The sequence below is a fragment of the Shigella sp. FJ200513 genome, from assembly GCF_040495915.1.
Classification (GTDB): domain Bacteria; phylum Pseudomonadota; class Gammaproteobacteria; order Enterobacterales; family Enterobacteriaceae; genus ECMA0423.
Genome location: NZ_JBDYCV010000085.1, coordinates 1 through 16,545, shown reverse-complemented (window position 1 = coordinate 16,545; position 16,545 = coordinate 1). Strand labels below are relative to the sequence as shown.

The 16,545-nt window shown below is 50.8% G+C and carries 20 protein-coding genes and 1 pseudogene; 15 read left to right on the top strand and 6 right to left on the bottom strand.

The genetic code is table 11. The features are described from left to right. Positions 1-164: 164 nt before the first annotated feature. The 4 genes from speA to yqgD all read right to left on the bottom strand — a co-directional run bounded on the left by speA (position 165) and on the right by yqgD (position 2,880). Positions 165-2,141: a biosynthetic arginine decarboxylase gene (gene speA / locus ABZJ92_RS16200; protein WP_005096955.1), complete on the bottom strand. Its 1,977-nt coding sequence runs from the start codon at positions 2,139-2,141 to the stop codon at positions 165-167. An 8-nt stretch (positions 2,142-2,149) separates the two neighbouring features. Then, positions 2,150-2,281, bottom strand: coding sequence for an acid stress response protein YqgB (gene yqgB / locus ABZJ92_RS16195; RefSeq protein ID WP_005051767.1), 132 nt, complete (start codon positions 2,279-2,281; stop codon positions 2,150-2,152). Between the two features lie 93 nt (positions 2,282-2,374). Further along, positions 2,375-2,518: a protein YqgG gene (gene yqgG / locus ABZJ92_RS16190; RefSeq protein WP_001297404.1), complete on the bottom strand. Its 144-nt coding sequence runs from the start codon at positions 2,516-2,518 to the stop codon at positions 2,375-2,377. 110 nt (positions 2,519-2,628) lie between these two features. Continuing rightward, the gene (yqgD, locus tag ABZJ92_RS16185; RefSeq protein WP_001303651.1) at positions 2,629-2,880 is read right to left on the bottom strand and encodes a protein YqgD; all 252 of its coding nucleotides are present in this window, start codon (positions 2,878-2,880) and stop codon (positions 2,629-2,631) included. A 55-nt stretch (positions 2,881-2,935) separates the two neighbouring features. On the opposite strand from yqgD, the gene metK reads away from it, so the two are divergent. The 8 genes from metK (at position 2,936) to ruvX (ending at position 10,159) form a co-directional block, all read left to right on the top strand. Then, positions 2,936-4,090, top strand: a complete 1,155-nt coding sequence (metK, locus tag ABZJ92_RS16180; protein WP_001062128.1) for a methionine adenosyltransferase — start codon at positions 2,936-2,938, stop codon at positions 4,088-4,090. A 436-nt stretch (positions 4,091-4,526) separates the two neighbouring features. Continuing rightward, complete coding sequence (galP, locus tag ABZJ92_RS16175) at positions 4,527-5,921, top strand: galactose/proton symporter (RefSeq protein ID WP_001112298.1); 1,395 nt, start codon at positions 4,527-4,529, stop codon at positions 5,919-5,921. Positions 5,922-5,997: 76 nt separating this feature from the next. Continuing rightward, positions 5,998-6,495 carry a SprT family zinc-dependent metalloprotease gene (locus ABZJ92_RS16170; RefSeq protein WP_005051770.1) on the top strand — a complete coding sequence of 166 codons (498 nt, stop codon included), beginning with the start codon at positions 5,998-6,000 and terminating at the stop codon, positions 6,493-6,495. Positions 6,496-6,589: 94 nt separating this feature from the next. Then, positions 6,590-7,297, top strand: a complete 708-nt coding sequence (endA, locus tag ABZJ92_RS16165) for a deoxyribonuclease I (protein ID WP_000286517.1) — start codon at positions 6,590-6,592, stop codon at positions 7,295-7,297. A 79-nt stretch (positions 7,298-7,376) separates the two neighbouring features. Beyond that, entirely contained in the window at positions 7,377-8,108 is a 732-nt protein-coding gene (gene rsmE / locus ABZJ92_RS16160) for a 16S rRNA (uracil(1498)-N(3))-methyltransferase (protein ID WP_001222509.1), read from the top strand. A 12-nt stretch (positions 8,109-8,120) separates the two neighbouring features. Next, on the top strand, positions 8,121-9,071 hold the full coding sequence (gshB, locus tag ABZJ92_RS16155) for a glutathione synthase (RefSeq protein ID WP_000593267.1): 951 nt from the start codon (positions 8,121-8,123) through the stop codon (positions 9,069-9,071). A gap of 108 nt (positions 9,072-9,179) precedes the next feature. After that, positions 9,180-9,743 carry a YqgE/AlgH family protein gene (locus tag ABZJ92_RS16150; protein WP_001053178.1) on the top strand — a complete coding sequence of 188 codons (564 nt, stop codon included), beginning with the start codon at positions 9,180-9,182 and terminating at the stop codon, positions 9,741-9,743. Next, positions 9,743-10,159: a Holliday junction resolvase RuvX gene (ruvX, locus tag ABZJ92_RS16145; protein ID WP_000017111.1), complete on the top strand. Its 417-nt coding sequence runs from the start codon at positions 9,743-9,745 to the stop codon at positions 10,157-10,159. The genes ABZJ92_RS16150 and ruvX overlap by 1 nt, the downstream gene beginning before the upstream one ends. Before the next feature lie 175 nt (positions 10,160-10,334). Here the strand turns inward: ruvX and ABZJ92_RS16140 are convergent, their stop codons facing one another. After that, positions 10,335-11,315, bottom strand: coding sequence for a PilT/PilU family type 4a pilus ATPase (locus ABZJ92_RS16140; RefSeq protein WP_001055626.1), 981 nt, complete (start codon positions 11,313-11,315; stop codon positions 10,335-10,337). Between the two features lie 17 nt (positions 11,316-11,332). Here ABZJ92_RS16140 and yggS point away from each other — a divergent pair, with 17 nt between their 5' ends. From yggS to ABZJ92_RS16105, 7 genes and pseudogenes are all read left to right on the top strand, one after another. Continuing rightward, on the top strand, positions 11,333-12,037 hold the full coding sequence (gene yggS, locus ABZJ92_RS16135; protein ID WP_000997800.1) for a pyridoxal phosphate homeostasis protein: 705 nt from the start codon (positions 11,333-11,335) through the stop codon (positions 12,035-12,037). Between the two features lie 17 nt (positions 12,038-12,054). Further along, positions 12,055-12,621 (top strand): osmotic shock tolerance protein YggT, encoded by a 567-nt coding sequence (gene yggT / locus ABZJ92_RS16130; protein ID WP_001094817.1) that lies wholly within the window; start codon positions 12,055-12,057, stop codon positions 12,619-12,621. Continuing rightward, positions 12,618-12,908 carry a DUF167 family protein YggU gene (yggU, locus tag ABZJ92_RS16125; RefSeq protein ID WP_001277222.1) on the top strand — a complete coding sequence of 97 codons (291 nt, stop codon included), beginning with the start codon at positions 12,618-12,620 and terminating at the stop codon, positions 12,906-12,908. The genes yggT and yggU overlap by 4 nt, the downstream gene beginning before the upstream one ends. 7 nt (positions 12,909-12,915) lie before the next feature. Further along, positions 12,916-13,509 (top strand): XTP/dITP diphosphatase, encoded by a 594-nt coding sequence (locus ABZJ92_RS16120; protein ID WP_001174735.1) that lies wholly within the window; start codon positions 12,916-12,918, stop codon positions 13,507-13,509. Next, positions 13,502-14,638 carry a radical SAM family heme chaperone HemW gene (gene hemW / locus ABZJ92_RS16115; RefSeq protein ID WP_000239924.1) on the top strand — a complete coding sequence of 379 codons (1,137 nt, stop codon included), beginning with the start codon at positions 13,502-13,504 and terminating at the stop codon, positions 14,636-14,638. Before ABZJ92_RS16120 ends, hemW begins: the two co-directional genes overlap by 8 nt. A gap of 313 nt (positions 14,639-14,951) precedes the next feature. Then, positions 14,952-15,915 (top strand): annotated as a pseudogene (locus ABZJ92_RS16110) (TRAP transporter substrate-binding protein). A gap of 44 nt (positions 15,916-15,959) precedes the next feature. Then, the gene (locus ABZJ92_RS16105; RefSeq protein WP_000577041.1) at positions 15,960-16,463 is read left to right on the top strand and encodes a TRAP transporter small permease; all 504 of its coding nucleotides are present in this window, start codon (positions 15,960-15,962) and stop codon (positions 16,461-16,463) included. A gap of 22 nt (positions 16,464-16,485) precedes the next feature. Here ABZJ92_RS16105 and ABZJ92_RS16100 read toward each other — a convergent pair. After that, positions 16,486-16,545, bottom strand: a 60-nt coding sequence (locus ABZJ92_RS16100; protein ID WP_071528444.1) for an IS1 family transposase, incomplete at its 5' end; no start/stop codon positions are given.

The following is a 16,545-nucleotide window of genomic DNA, read 5'->3' as shown; positions in this document are numbered from 1 at the left end:
GATGGAAATGGAAGCCACGCAAGCACCTTAAAATCACCATCATACACTAAATCAGTAAGTTGGCAGCATTACCAGAAAAGCAGCTAGATTATTTTTAAGAATATATAAAAAGAAAGCGGGCCGATTTACGTAAATAAATCGACCCGCCAGCGGAATAATCTTAATTATTCATCTTCAAGATAAGTATAACCGTACAAACCTGCCTCGAACTCTTCAAGGAACTGTTGTTGCAGTTCAGCATCAAGATCGGTTTTCTTCACTTGATCGCGGAACTGGGTTAACAGCGTTTTCGGATCGAGCTGTACATATTGCAGCATGTCCGCCACGGTATCGCCTTCGTCAGACAGTTCTACTTCTACGCTACCGTCAGGGAACACGAACACGTCAACTGCTTCGGTATCACCGAACAGGTTGTGCATATTGCCAAGGATCTCCTGATATGCACCGACCATAAAGAAACCGAGCATCGGCGGATTCTCTGGATCGTACTCCGGCATTGGCATTGTCGTGGCAATACCATCACCATCAATATAGTGGTCGATAGCACCGTCAGAGTCACAGGTAATATCCAGCAGCACAGCGCGACGTTCCGGCACTTGATCCAGCCCTTCCAGCGGTAGAACCGGGAACAACTGGTCGATCCCCCATGCGTCCGGCATTGACTGGAACAGCGAGAAATTGACGTACATTTTGTCCGCCATACGTTCCTGCAGTTCGTCGATTATCGGACGATGCGCACGGTTTTGCGGATCCAGTTGCTTCTGCACTTCATGGCACATGCTCAGATAGAGTTGTTCTGCCCATGCACGTTCTTGCAGGCTAAAGGTGCCGGAAGAGTAGCCGATATGAATGTCGTGCAGATCCATCTGGCTGTCGTGTAACCATTCACGCAAAGAACGGCGAGTTCCCGGTTCGTGCATTTCCTGCCAGGTTTCCCACATGCTTTGCAGCGCACGCGGCGCATCTTCTACGGGCGCGGTCGGCACCGTATATTCGTTACGTTCCACGCCGATGATATTCGACACCAGCACGGTATGGTGCGCAGTCACCGCACGGCCCGATTCGGTGATTACCGTCGGATGCGGCAGACCATTTTCTTCACACGCATCGCCAATCGCCCAGATGATGTTGTTGGCGTATTCATTGAGGCCATAGTTTACGGAGCAGTCAGACTGCGAACGGGTGCCTTCATAATCCACGCCCAGACCGCCGCCGACGTCGAAGCACTGAATATTGACGCCCAGCTTGTGCAGTTCCACATAGAAACGCGCGGATTCACGAACGCCTGTCGCGATATCGCGAATATTCGCCATCTGCGAACCGAGGTGGAAGTGCAGTAGTTGCAGGCTGTCGAGACGCCCGGCTTCACGCAGGGTTTCAACCAGTTGCAGTACCTGAGTCGCAGCCAGGCCGAACTTCGATTTTTCCCCGCCGGAGGACTGCCATTTACCCGAGCCCTGCGAAGCCAGACGTGCACGCACGCCCAGACGAGGAACGACATTCAGACGTTCTGCTTCATCCAGCACAATGGCGATTTCTGACATCTTCTCAATGACCAGATAGACCTTGTGCCCCATCTTCTCGCCAATTAATGCCAGGCGGATATATTCGCGGTCTTTATAACCGTTGCAGACGATGACGCTACGAGTCATGCCAGCATGTGCCAGCACTGCCATCAACTCGGCTTTGGAACCGGCTTCCAGACCCAGCGGTTCACCCGAATGAATCAGGGACTCGATCACGCGGCGGTGCTGGTTAACTTTGATCGGATAAACAAGGAAGTAATCGCCGTTATAGCCGTAGGATTCCCTCGCACGTTTGAACGCGGCGTTAATGGAACGCAAACGGTGCTGCAGGATCTGTGGGAAACAGAACAGTGCAGGCAGACGCTGACCCTGTGCTTCACGAGTTTTCACTAACTGCGCGAGATCGACGCGAGCTTCCGGGACGTCCGGGTCCGGGCACACGCTGATGTGGCCCAGCTCGTTAACGTCATAGTAGTTATTGCCCCACCAGGCAATATTGTAAGTACGCAGCATCTTGCTGGCTTCCTGGGAGCTCATTGCAACCTCCTGCATGGAGCGTAGTACACCGTGTTCGCCCGCTGACGAAGGCAAACCCATAGACATGTCGTCAGACATAGCGAACCTCAAATTATTTTATTAAGTGTAAAACAGTTAACGACTGTCGCAGCCTGGAACTGCGATAACAACCCATAAGCACATGGATTTTCCAGCAGTGTATGCTGACGCTCCGACTGCGCAACCGGTTTCTTTTTCATAACATTATTAAGCACATAACCGAACGTAAGTGTGACAGTTCGGCGAAACCACGAGAAAACTCTTGTTTTTACAAGAGCGCCCTTGTTCAGTCCTCAGTAACTGTAACCAGCTCTTGAATCCTGAGAAGCGCCGAGATGGGTATAACATCGGCAGGTATGCAAAGCAGAGATGCAGAGTGCGGGGAACGAGTCTTCACCAGAACGGTGAGACAGGTTAAGCAGCAGACAACGGTTCATTATTTCGTATCACCTCCACGGCCGCCTGTTAAGACGAACCCACAAGCCAAAACTCTGATTTCAACCCGGCTGGAAGTGGCAACACGAAAGAAACGTCGTGTGCTTTTTATTTAAGCCGCGCGCCGCGTTTTATACCCCACAATGGCAGAAAATTGCAAAAGATAAATACGCAGAATGCCGGCATTGTCAGGAAAAATTTCCAGCCACGTTTTTAACAGAATGAGACACGATTCAAAAAAAAGTGGAAATCGGGTGAAGAATTGACCTAAAATAGCCATCCAGATGTTAATCCATCCATACCGATTAACACTCAGACTGCCAGTGTTTTTAACCTGCAGAGTCGTGGTAGGATCCGCTACCACAGAAAATCCACACAACAGTTTGAGCTAACCAAATTCTCTTTAGGTGATATTAAATATGGCAAAACACCTTTTTACGTCCGAGTCCGTCTCTGAAGGGCATCCTGACAAAATTGCTGACCAAATCTCTGATGCCGTTTTAGACGCGATCCTCGAACAGGATCCGAAAGCACGCGTTGCTTGCGAAACCTACGTAAAAACCGGCATGGTTTTAGTTGGCGGCGAAATCACCACCAGCGCCTGGGTAGACATCGAAGAGATCACCCGTAACACCGTTCGCGAAATTGGCTATGTGCATTCCGACATGGGCTTTGACGCTAACTCCTGTGCGGTTCTGAGCGCTATCGGCAAACAGTCTCCTGACATCAACCAAGGCGTTGACCGTGCCGATCCGCTGGAACAGGGCGCGGGTGACCAGGGTCTGATGTTTGGCTACGCAACTAATGAAACCGACGTGCTGATGCCAGCACCTATCACCTATGCACACCGTCTGGTACAGCGTCAGGCTGAAGTGCGTAAAAACGGCACTCTGCCGTGGCTGCGCCCGGACGCGAAAAGCCAGGTGACTTTCCAGTATGACGACGGCAAAATCGTTGGTATTGATGCTGTCGTGCTTTCCACTCAGCACTCTGAAGAGATCGACCAGAAATCGCTGCAAGAAGCGGTAATGGAAGAGATCATCAAGCCAATTCTGCCCGCTGAATGGCTGACTTCTGCCACCAAATTCTTCATCAACCCGACCGGTCGTTTCGTTATCGGTGGCCCAATGGGTGACTGCGGTCTGACTGGCCGTAAAATTATCGTTGATACCTACGGCGGCATGGCGCGTCACGGTGGCGGTGCATTCTCTGGTAAAGATCCATCAAAAGTGGACCGTTCCGCAGCCTACGCAGCACGTTATGTCGCGAAAAACATCGTTGCTGCTGGCCTGGCCGATCGTTGTGAAATTCAGGTTTCCTACGCAATCGGCGTGGCTGAACCGACCTCCATCATGGTAGAAACTTTCGGTACTGAGAAAGTGCCTTCTGAACAACTGACTCTGCTGGTACGTGAGTTCTTCGACCTGCGCCCATACGGACTGATTCAGATGCTGGATCTGCTGCACCCGATCTACAAAGAAACCGCAGCATACGGTCACTTTGGTCGTGAACATTTCCCGTGGGAAAAAACCGACAAAGCGCAGCTGCTGCGCGATGCTGCCGGTCTGAAGTAATCTTTCTTCACCTGCGTTCAAAGGCCAGCCTCGCGCTGGCCTTTTTCTTTTACCTCACCGCGGTGGATAGGCGTTCACGCCGCATCCGGCAAAAAAACTGCCCGCACAATAACATCATTCTTCCTGATCACGTTTCACGGCAAATTACCATCACAACTGAAACCGATTACACCAACCACACCAGCAAAATATTTGTAATATTTTCATATTATTATTCAGCTTTCACAGTTGTTACATTTCTTTTCAGTAAAGTCTTAATTGCAGATGACAGCGTTTAATCTATGATGATATAACTCAATTATTTTCATGCCCTTAAATCATAACTAAGATAAATGTTAGTGTAAGCGATTACACTGATGTGATTTGCTTCACATCTTTTTACGTCGTACTCACCTATCTTAATTCACAATAAAAAATAACTATATTGGAGGGCATCATGCCTGACGCTAAAAAACAGGGGCGGTCAAACAAGGCAATGACGTTTTTCGTCTGCTTCCTTGCCGCTCTGGCGGGATTACTCTTTGGCCTGGATATCGGTGTAATTGCTGGCGCACTGCCGTTTATTGCAGATGAATTCCAGATAACTTCGCACACGCAAGAATGGGTCGTAAGCTCCATGATGTTCGGTGCGGCAGTCGGTGCGGTGGGCATCGGCTGGCTCTCCTTTAAACTCGGGCGCAAAAAGAGCCTGATGATCGGCGCAATCCTGTTTGTTGCCGGTTCACTGTTCTCTGCGGCTGCGCCAAACGTTGAAGTACTGATTCTTTCGCGCGTTCTGCTGGGGCTGGCGGTGGGTGTGGCCTCTTATACCGCACCACTGTACCTGTCAGAAATTGCGCCGGAAAAAATTCGCGGCAGTATGATCTCGATGTATCAGTTGATGATCACTATCGGGATCCTCGGTGCTTATCTTTCTGATACCGCCTTCAGCTACACCGGTGCATGGCGCTGGATGCTGGGTGTGATTATCATCCCGGCAATTTTGCTGCTGATTGGTGTCTTCTTCCTGCCAGACAGCCCACGTTGGTTTGCCGCCAAACGCCGTTTTGTTGATGCCGAACGCGTGCTGCTACGCCTGCGTGACACCAGCGCGGAAGCGAAACGCGAACTGGATGAAATCCGTGAAAGTTTGCAGGTTAAACAGAGTGGCTGGGCGCTGTTTAAAGAGAATAGCAACTTCCGCCGCGCGGTGTTCCTTGGCGTACTGTTACAGGTAATGCAGCAATTCACCGGGATGAACGTCATCATGTATTACGCGCCGAAAATCTTCGAACTGGCGGGTTATACCAACACCACCGAGCAAATGTGGGGGACAGTGATTGTCGGCCTGACCAACGTACTTGCCACCTTTATCGCAATCGGCCTTGTTGACCGCTGGGGACGTAAACCAACGCTAACGCTGGGCTTCCTGGTGATGGCTGCTGGCATGGGCGTACTCGGTACAATGATGCATATCGGTATCCACTCTCCGTCGGCGCAGTATTTCGCCATCGCCATGCTGCTGATGTTTATTGTCGGTTTTGCCATGAGTGCCGGTCCGCTGATTTGGGTACTGTGCTCCGAAATTCAGCCGCTGAAAGGCCGCGATTTTGGCATCACCTGCTCCACCGCCACCAACTGGATTGCCAACATGATCGTTGGCGCAACGTTCCTGACCATGCTCAACACGCTGGGTAACGCCAACACCTTCTGGGTGTATGCGGCTCTGAACGTACTGTTTATCCTGCTGACATTGTGGCTGGTACCGGAAACCAAACACGTTTCGCTGGAACATATTGAACGTAATCTGATGAAAGGTCGTAAACTGCGCGAAATCGGCGCTCACGATTAATCTCCTCAGGCTTCCTCCCGTCGCGGAGGAAGCCGCCTCTTGCAGTCATCTTTTCTTCGCTCTATCCTCTGCCGCTATGAAAACATCCCGTCTCCCTATCGCCATCCAACAGGCCGTTATGCGCCGCCTGCGGGAAAAACTCGCCCAGGCCAACCTGAAGCTAGGGCGTAACTACCCGGAGCCAAAACTCTCTTACACCCAGCGCGGAACCTCCGCCGGAACAGCCTGGCTGGAAAGCTATGAAATCCGCCTCAATCCCGTTTTGCTGTTGGAAAACAGTGAAGCTTTTATTGAAGAAGTGGTACCGCACGAACTGGCACATTTGCTGGTATGGAAACATTTCGGCCGCGTAGCGCCACATGGCAAAGAGTGGAAGTGGATGATGGAAAGCGTGCTGGGCGTTCCCGCCCGTCGTACGCATCAGTTCGAACTGCAATCCGTGCGTCGCAACACCTTCCCCTACCGCTGTAAGTGCCAGGAACATCAGCTTACCGTACGCCGCCATAATCGCGTAGTTCGTGGCGAGGCCATCTATCGCTGTGTTCACTGCGGTGAACAGCTGGTTGCGAAATAACCACCTGAACTATCAGGAACTTTCCTGATCTGGCTGATTGCATACCAAAACAACTTTCGCTACGTTGCTGGCTCGTTTTAACACGGAGTAAGTGATGTACCGTTATTTGTCTATTGCTGCGGTGGTACTGAGCGCAGCATTTTCCGGCCCGACGTTGGCCGAAGGTATCAATAGTTTTTCTCAGGCGAAAGCCGCGGCGGTAAAAGTCCACGCTGATGCGCCCGGTACGTTTTATTGCGGATGTAAAATTAACTGGCAGGGCAAAAAAGGCGTTGTTGATCTGCAATCGTGCGGCTATCAGGTGCGCAAAAATGAAAACCGCGCCAGCCGCGTAGAGTGGGAACACGTCGTTCCCGCCTGGCAATTCGGTCACCAGCGCCAGTGCTGGCAGGACGGTGGACGTAAAAACTGCGCTAAAGATCCGGTCTATCGCAAGATGGAAAGCGATATGCATAACCTGCAGCCGTCAGTCGGCGAGGTGAATGGCGATCGCGGCAATTTTATGTACAGCCAGTGGAATGGCGGCGAAGGCCAGTACGGTCAATGCGCCATGAAGGTCGATTTCAAAGAAAAAGCTGCCGAACCACCAGCGCGTGCACGCGGTGCCATTGCGCGCACCTACTTCTATATGCGCGACCAATACAACCTGACACTCTCTCGCCAGCAAACGCAGCTGTTCAACGCATGGAACAAGATGTATCCGGTTACCGACTGGGAGTGCGAGCGCGATGAACGCATCGCGAAGGTGCAGGGCAATCATAACCCGTATGTGCAACGCGCTTGCCAGGCGCGAAAGAGCTAACCTACACTAGCGGGATTCTTTTTGTTAACCCCTACCCCACGCGTACAACCGCGTGGGGAGACGACGCGGATTTTTAACTATGCGTATCCCCCGCATTTATCATCCTGAACCACTGACCAGCCATTCTCACATCGCGCTTTGCGAAGATGCCGCCAACCATATCGGGCGCGTACTGCGCATGGGGCCGGGGCAGGCGTTGCAATTGTTTGACGGTAGCAACCAGGTCTTTGACGCCGAAATTACCAGCGCCAGCAAAAAAAGCGTGGAAGTGAAGGTGCTGGAAGGCCAGATCGACGATCGCGAATCTCCGCTGCATATTCACCTCGGTCAGGTGATGTCGCGTGGTGAAAAAATGGAATTTACTATCCAGAAATCGATCGAACTCGGTGTAAGCCTCATTACGCCACTTTTTTCTGAGCGCTGCGGCGTTAAACTGGATAGTGAACGTCTGAACAAGAAGCTTCAGCAGTGGCAGAAGATTGCAATTGCTGCCTGTGAGCAGTGTGGTCGTAACCGGGTGCCGGAAATCCGTCCAGCGATGGATCTGGAAGCCTGGTGTGCAGAGCAGGATGAAGGACTGAAACTGAATCTTCACCCGCGCGCCAGTAACAGCATCAATACGTTGCCTTTACCGGTTGAACGCGTCCGCCTGCTGATTGGCCCGGAAGGCGGTTTATCGGCAGATGAAATTGCCATGACTGCCCGCTATCAATTTACTGATATCCTGTTGGGACCTCGCGTTTTGCGTACAGAGACAACTGCGCTCACCGCCATTACCGCGCTACAAGTACGATTTGGCGATTTGGGCTAACGGAGAAGAATAATGATCAAGCTCGGCATCGTGATGGACCCCATCGCAAACATCAACATCAAGAAAGATTCCAGTTTCGCTATGTTGCTGGAAGCACAGCGTCGTGGTTACGAACTTCACTATATGGAGATGGGCGATCTGTATCTGATCAATGGCGAAGCCCGCGCCCATACCCGCACGCTGAACGTGAAGCAGAACTACGAAGAGTGGTTTTCGTTCGTCGGTGAACAGGATCTGCCGCTGGCCGATCTCGATGTGATCCTGATGCGTAAAGACCCGCCGTTTGATACCGAGTTTATCTACGCGACCTATATTCTGGAACGTGCCGAAGAGAAAGGGACGCTGATCGTTAACAAGCCGCAGAGCCTGCGCGACTGTAACGAGAAACTGTTTACCGCCTGGTTCTCTGACTTAACGCCAGAAACGCTGGTTACGCGCAATAAAGCGCAGCTAAAAGCGTTCTGGGAGAAACACAGCGACATCATTCTTAAGCCGCTGGACGGTATGGGCGGCGCGTCGATTTTCCGCGTGAAAGAAGGCGATCCAAACCTCGGCGTGATTGCCGAAACCCTGACTGAGCATGGCACTTGCTACTGCATGGCGCAAAATTACCTGCCAGCCATTAAAGATGGCGACAAACGCGTGCTGGTGGTGGATGGCGAGCCGGTACCGTACTGCCTGGCGCGTATTCCGCAGGGGGGCGAAACCCGTGGCAATCTGGCTGCCGGTGGTCGCGGTGAACCTCGTCCGCTGACGGAAAGTGACTGGAAAATCGCCCGTCAGATCGGGCCGACGCTGAAAGAAAAAGGGCTGATTTTTGTTGGTCTGGATATCATCGGCGACCGTCTGACTGAAATTAACGTCACCAGCCCAACCTGTATTCGTGAGATTGAAGCAGAGTTTCCGGTGTCGATCACCGGAATGTTAATGGATGCCATCGAAGCACGTTTACAGCAGCAGTAACCCACCTTAGCGAGAAGGATCTCGTTGAGACTCTGAGTGACAGCGCCCTTCTTTCCACGCATACTGGGCGCTGTTGCTTTTTTGAACCAGGAAACAGAACCTCTGACAATGAATTTACAGCATCACTTTCTTATTGCCATGCCTGCTCTCCAGGATCCGATTTTCCGTCGTTCCGTGGTCTACATTTGCGAACATAATACCAATGGTGCAATGGGGATCATCGTCAACAAGCCGCTGGAAAATCTCAAAATTGAAGGGATTCTGGAAAAGCTGAAGATCACGCCGGAGCCGCGTGATGAATCAATCCGTCTGGATAAACCGGTTATGCTCGGCGGCCCACTGGCTGAAGATCGCGGGTTTATTTTGCATACTCCGCCCTCCAATTTTGCTTCCAGCATTCGCATTTCAGACAACACGGTGATGACCACTTCCCGCGATGTGCTGGAAACGCTCGGCACCGATAAACAACCGTCTGACGTATTGGTGGCTCTGGGCTATGCCTCCTGGGAAAAAGGTCAACTGGAACAAGAAATTCTCGATAACGCGTGGCTAACGGCCCCGGCGGATCTGAATATTCTGTTCAAAACGCCGATTGCCGACCGCTGGCGCGAGGCGGCAAAACTGATTGGTGTGGATATTCTCACCATGCCTGGTGTGGCAGGACACGCCTGATGAGTGGAACCTTACTCGCCTTCGACTTCGGCACCAAAAGCATTGGCGTAGCGGTCGGCCAACGCATTACCGGCACCGCTCGCCCTTTGCCTGCAATTAAAGCGCAGGACGGTACGCCGGACTGGAACCTCATCGAACGTTTACTGAAAGAGTGGCAGCCTGACGAAATCATCGTCGGTTTGCCGCTGAATATGGACGGCACCGAACAGCCGTTAACCGCCAGAGCGCGCAAATTTGCCAACCGTATTCATGGTCGTTTCGGTGTTGAAGTAAAGCTCCATGACGAGCGTCTTAGCACTGTGGAAGCCCGTTCCGGTCTTTTTGAACAGGGCGGCTATCGGGCGCTCAACAAAGGCAAAGTTGACTCTGCCTCTGCGGTTATTATTCTCGAAAGCTATTTCGAGCAGGGATATTAAGGCGATCTAAAAGCCTGGCGGATAGTCGTTACCGCCATCTTGCCGGATGCGGCGTGAACGCCTTATCCAGCACACATCTGGCAGCGGCTGTAGGTCTGATAAGACGCGTTAGCGTCGCATCAGACATTTATTGCCTTTATAGGCCCTATAAACTTGCGCATCGGGCATGGCAACGTCACAAACGCCCTTCCCCCACCCGCTGCTGATAACTCTGCTGAAACGTTAACATCCCCACCTTCTGCCCGGTTTGAATAACATGCGGTAACTGGTGGGTTTTCCCTTCGCGAATCAAATTCCCCACCGCGGGAGTGTTAATCAGTAATTCAAACAGCGCCACGCGTCCTTCCTGTTTATCCACTTCCAGCTTTTGTGACAGCACTGCCCGTAAACTACCCGCAAGTTGATTACGTACGGGATCTTTTTCCTGCGCCGGAAATGAATCCACCAGTCGCTCAACTGCCTGCGCGGCACCACGTGTATGTAAGGTTGCCAGCACCAGATGCCCGGTTTCTGCCGCCGTCAGCGCCAGACGGATTGTCTCACTGTCACGTAGCTCTCCGAGCAAAATCACATCAGGATCTTCCCGCAATGCAGCCCGCAACCCCGATGCGAACGTCATACAGTGCAAACCAATTTCCCGCTGCTGGATCAAACATCGCTGGCTGGCATAGAGATATTCCACAGGATCTTCCAGCGTCAGAATATGCGCATCGGCATGTTGATTAAGATAGCCAACCATCGCCGCCAGCGTGGTAGATTTGCCACTCCCCGTAGCCCCCGTCACCAGAATCAGGCCATTCTCGCTCTTGAGTAATTCCGGCAATACCGGTGGTGCACCAAGCTGTTCGAGCTGTGGACAGTGCGAAGGTAACAACCGTAATGCCAGAGAAATACCTTGCCGTTGCGCGAACGCACTGCCACGCAACCGCTGGTTTTCCGCCAGCGACACGGCAAAATCCAGCTGGCCATTTTCCAGCAATATTGCCCGCTGATCGTCATCCAGCCACTCCCGCAGTAGCTCTTCGACGTCCGGCGCATCAAACGGCGCAGCTTCCATTCTGCCACGAATGCGCCATCGTGCGGGCCAGGCGCTGCACAGGTGTAGATCCGAGACGTTATGCTTTACACTAAGGGCCACAATTTCTTCCATATTCATACTAAGATCCTCGGAAAATGAACGATATTGCGCATAACCTGGCACAGGTCCGGGACAAAATCTCAGCGGCTGCAACGCGTTGCGGCCGTTCTCCAGAAGAAATTACGCTGCTTGCAGTCAGTAAAACAAAACCTGCGAGCGCCATCGCAGAAGCCATTGATGCCGGGCAGCGTCAATTTGGTGAAAACTACGTTCAGGAAGGGGTAGATAAAATTCGCCACTTTCAGGAACTGGGCGTAACAGGATTAGAATGGCATTTTATTGGCCCGTTGCAGTCTAATAAAAGCCGCCTAGTGGCAGAGCATTTCGACTGGTGTCATACCATCGACCGTTTGCGCATTGCTACCCGCCTCAACGAGCAGCGCCCGGCAGAACTTCCCCCTCTTAACGTACTGATTCAAATTAATATTAGTGATGAAAACAGTAAGTCCGGGATTCAACTGGCAGAACTGGACGAGCTGGCAGCGGCGGTCGCTGAACTACCGCGTTTACGTCTGCGCGGGCTGATGGCAATCCCTGCGCTTGAGTCAGAATATGTAAGGCAGTTTGAAGTTGCACGCCAAATGGCTGTAGCATTTGCCGGACTGAAAACGCGCTACCCGCATATCGACACGCTCTCTCTGGGAATGTCGGACGATATGGAAGCCGCCATTGCGGCAGGTAGCACGATGGTTCGTATCGGCACTGCAATTTTTGGTGCGCGTGATTACTCTAAAAAATAAGGAATTAAAGGAACGCCATGAATACGTTGACTTTCCTGCTTTCAACGGTCATTGAGCTGTATACAATGGTGCTGTTATTACGCATCTGGATGCAGTGTGCTCATTGTGATTTTTACACCCCCTTCTCACAGTTTGTAGTGAAGGTAGCGCAGCCAATTATCGGGCCACTGCGCCGCGTTATTCCGGCAATGGGTCCCATTGACAGCGCCTCGCTGCTGGTTGCCTATATTCTCAGTTTTATCAAAGCCATTGTGCTGTTTGAAGTGGTGACCTTCCTGCCAATCATCTGGATTGCCGGTTTACTGATTCTGCTGAAAACCATCGGCTTGCTGATTTTCTGGGTCCTGCTGGTGATGGCGATTATGAGCTGGGTAAGCCAGGGTCGTAGCCCGATTGAATACGTGCTGATTCAGCTGGCCGATCCGCTGCTGCGCCCGATTCGCCGCTTGCTACCGGCAATGGGTGGGATTGATTTCTCGCCGATGATCCTCGTTCTGCTGCTGTATGCCATCAATATGGGTGTCGCAGAAGTATTACAGGCAACCGGAAACATGCTGCTGCCGGGGCTGTGGATGGCGTTATGAGTGCCGTAACAGTTAATGATGACGGTCTGGTTTTACGGCTCTATATTCAGCCGAAAGCCAGCCGTGATTCTATTGTCGGTTTACATGGCGACGAAGTTAAAGTCGCCATTACCGCGCCGCCGGTTGACGGCCAGGCCAACAGTCATCTGGTGAAGTTTCTCGGTAAGCAATTCCGGGTTGCCAAAAGCCAGGTGGTGATTGAAAAAGGCGAACTTGGCCGCCACAAACAAATTAAAATCATTAATCCGCAACAAATCCCGCCAGAAATCGCGGCGTTAATTAATTAGGTATCCTATGCAAAAAGTTGTCCTCGCAACCGGCAATGCCGGTAAAGTGCGTGAGCTGGCGTCGCTGCTTAGCGACTTTGGTCTTGATATCGTGGCCCAAACAGACCTCGGCGTTGATTCCGCTGAAGAAACCGGCCTAACCTTTATCGAAAACGCGATTCTGAAAGCGCGCCATGCGGCAAAAGTGACCGGTTTACCGGCAATTGCCGACGACTCTGGTCTGGCGGTAGATGCGCTGGGTGGCGCGCCGGGTATTTACTCCGCGCGTTATTCCGGTGAAGACGCGACCGATCAAAAGAATCTGCAAAAACTGTTGGAAACACTGAAAGACGTACCGGACGACCAACGTCAGGCGCGTTTCCACTGCGTGCTGGTATATCTGCGTCACGCGGAAGATCCGACTCCGCTGGTATGCCACGGCAGCTGGCCGGGCGTGATTACTCGCGAACCAGCGGGCACTGGTGGCTTTGGTTATGATCCAATCTTCTTCGTACCTTCCGAAGGGAAAACCGCCGCCGAACTGACCCGCGAAGAAAAGAGCGCCATTTCCCACCGTGGTCAGGCGTTGAAACTGCTGCTGGACGCTTTACGTAATGGTTAAATTACCGCCGCTGAGTCTCTACATTCACATCCCGTGGTGCGTGCAGAAATGCCCGTACTGCGATTTCAACTCTCACGCGTTGAAAGGAGAAGTGCCGCACGACGATTATGTTCAGCATCTGCTTTGCGATCTGGACAATGATGTGGCTTACGCTCAGGGCCGTGAAGTAAAGACAATCTTTATTGGCGGTGGTACGCCGAGCCTGCTTTCCGGCCCGGCGATGCAAACGCTGCTAGACGGCGTGCGTGCGCGTTTGCCGCTGGCAGCGGATGCAGAAATTACTATGGAAGCGAACCCAGGCACGGTAGAAGCGGATCGCTTTGTCGATTATCAGCGTGCTGGTGTAAACCGCATCTCTATTGGTGTGCAGAGTTTTAGCGAAGAAAAGCTGAAACGACTTGGGCGTATTCATGGCCCGCAAGAAGCGAAACGAGCGGCAAAGCTGGCGAGCGGTTTAGGGTTACGTAGCTTTAACCTTGATTTGATGCATGGACTACCGGATCAATCACTGGAAGAGGCGCTTGGCGATCTACGCCAGGCCATTGAACTGAATCCGCCGCATCTTTCCTGGTATCAACTGACTATCGAACCTAATACGCTGTTTGGCTCGCGACCGCCGGTGCTGCCGGACGATGACGCGCTGTGGGATATTTTCGAACAGGGGCATCAGTTATTAACCGCAGCGGGTTATCAGCAATATGAAACTTCCGCTTACGCCAAACCCGGTTATCAGTGCCAGCACAATCTCAACTACTGGCGCTTTGGTGACTACATCGGTATTGGCTGCGGCGCGCACGGCAAAGTGACCTTCCCGGATGGGCGCATTCTGCGTACCACTAAAACGCGTCATCCTCGTGGTTTTATGCAAGGAAGGTATCTGGAAAGCCAGCGTGATGTCGAAGCCGCAGATAAGCCGTTTGAGTTCTTTATGAATCGCTTCCGTCTGCTGGAGGCCGCGCCGCGCGTGGAGTTTATTGCGTATACCGGGCTTTGCGAAGATGTGATTCGCCCACAGTTAGACGAGGCGATTGCCCAGGGTTATCTCACCGAATGTGCGGATTACTGGCAGATAACGGAACATGGTAAATTATTCTTAAACTCACTTCTTGAATTATTCCTCGCTGAGTAATCATTAATGCGCCTGCGGGCGCATTAATCACTTCTTTTATCCCCCCGTTAATTAACCTCGGCAGAAATATATTTCTTACTGAATAAATATCGACGACATTTATTATATATATTTAGTGAATATTTACTAATCATTCATTGATTATAAATATGTACAACCTGGCGCACAAATTTAATATTTAATTTCTGACTTTATTTCAAGTTGTGATAAACATAGACAAGTTATCAGACAGGTTAACCAATTTGTCGCACAAATCACTGATAAGCACAATTAGATATCAACCAATTTCCATCCTTCAACAGGGAGTTTTTTTATGAAAATGAGGTCATTTACCCGCTCATTAGTCTGCGCATCCTTGCTGGCTCTGGTTAGCACTGGCGTAAACGCCGCAGAAAAAGTGGCGTTAAAGTTAGCACACAACCTGGAAAGAAGTCATGTTGTACATCAGAGTTTTGAAGAGCTGGCGAAAGAGGTAAAACAGCTGTCAAAAGGTAATATGGTGATCCGTATTTATCCCAGCAGCCAGATGGGTAATGCGCGAGAAACTATGGAATTGTTGCAAAATGGCGCACTGGATATGACCAAAGGTTCCGCCAGTGATCTGGAGTCTTTTGATAATATTTATGCTATCTATAATTTGCCGTTCTTATTAAGTTGTTTTTGGTGAAGTTGGTAAAGAAATTATGGACTCAACAAAAGACAAAGGCTTTTTTGCTTTATCAGCTTATGTAGCGGGTACTCGCAGTTTCTATGCGAAAAAACCGATTACAAAGCCAGAAGATCTTAAAGGACTGAAAATTCGTGTTCAGCCAAGTCCGACCACCATCAAAATGATTGAACTGATGGGTGGTTCACCCACTCCAATTTCATTTGGCGAAGTTTATACTGCGATGCAGCAAGGTGTAGTAGATGGCGCAGAAAATAACGTGCCTTCCTGGATGCAGACTCGACATATTGAAATTGCCAAAGTTTTTTCTGAAGATGAACACGCCTCAATTCCTGACTTTTTGGTTATCTCCACCAAAACATGGAATAAATTAACCCCAGAACAGCAACAAATCCTCGAAACAGCGGCGAAGAAATCCGAAGCTTATCAACAAAAATTGTGGGAAAAAATTGACGCTGACACACGTGCTCAGGCGAAAGCTATGGGGGGTGAAATTGTAAAAGTGGATAAAGCGCCATTCCGTAAAGCCGTGCAACCTCTGTTTGACGACTTCAAAAAAGATCCAAAACAAGCTGCTTTGTTAGAGAAATTCGACAACGCTGCTCAATAATATTCCGGGCCAGCCTCTGGCCCTGATTTTCCAGGATGCTTACAATGATATTTAACCGCCTGAAACTTGCGGTAGACCGCGTCATTGCCACGTTTTCTGTCGCCGTAATGCTTGCTCTGGTTGTATGCGTAGTCTGGCAAGTATTTAGCCGCTACGTACTTAACCAGCCAAGTACATTAACCGATGAGCTGGCACGCTTTTTGATGATCTGGGTAGGATTATTAGGTGCTGCATATACCGTCGGCGCGCAGCGACATCTCTCTATTGATTTATTTGCTCTCGCCCTGAATAAGCGCAAACAATTACTTCTTAGTATAGTCATTAACGTTCTCATTTTAGGTTTTGCCGGTTCGGTCATTGTGACTGGTGGCCTGAAATTAATTGATAAAACACTGGCAACATCACAGGTATCTGCCGCTATGCAAATACCGATGGGATACGTATATATCATTCTGCCATTAAGTGGAGTGGTAATGATGTTTTATGCCTTGTGTTTTATTAATCAAAGCATTCAACAACTGAAACAACCTGCGCAGGAGGCCAGTTAATGGATAGGGTAATGACTCCAACTTACTGATAGTGTTTTATGTTCAGATAATGCCCGATGACCTTGTCATGCAGCTCCACCGA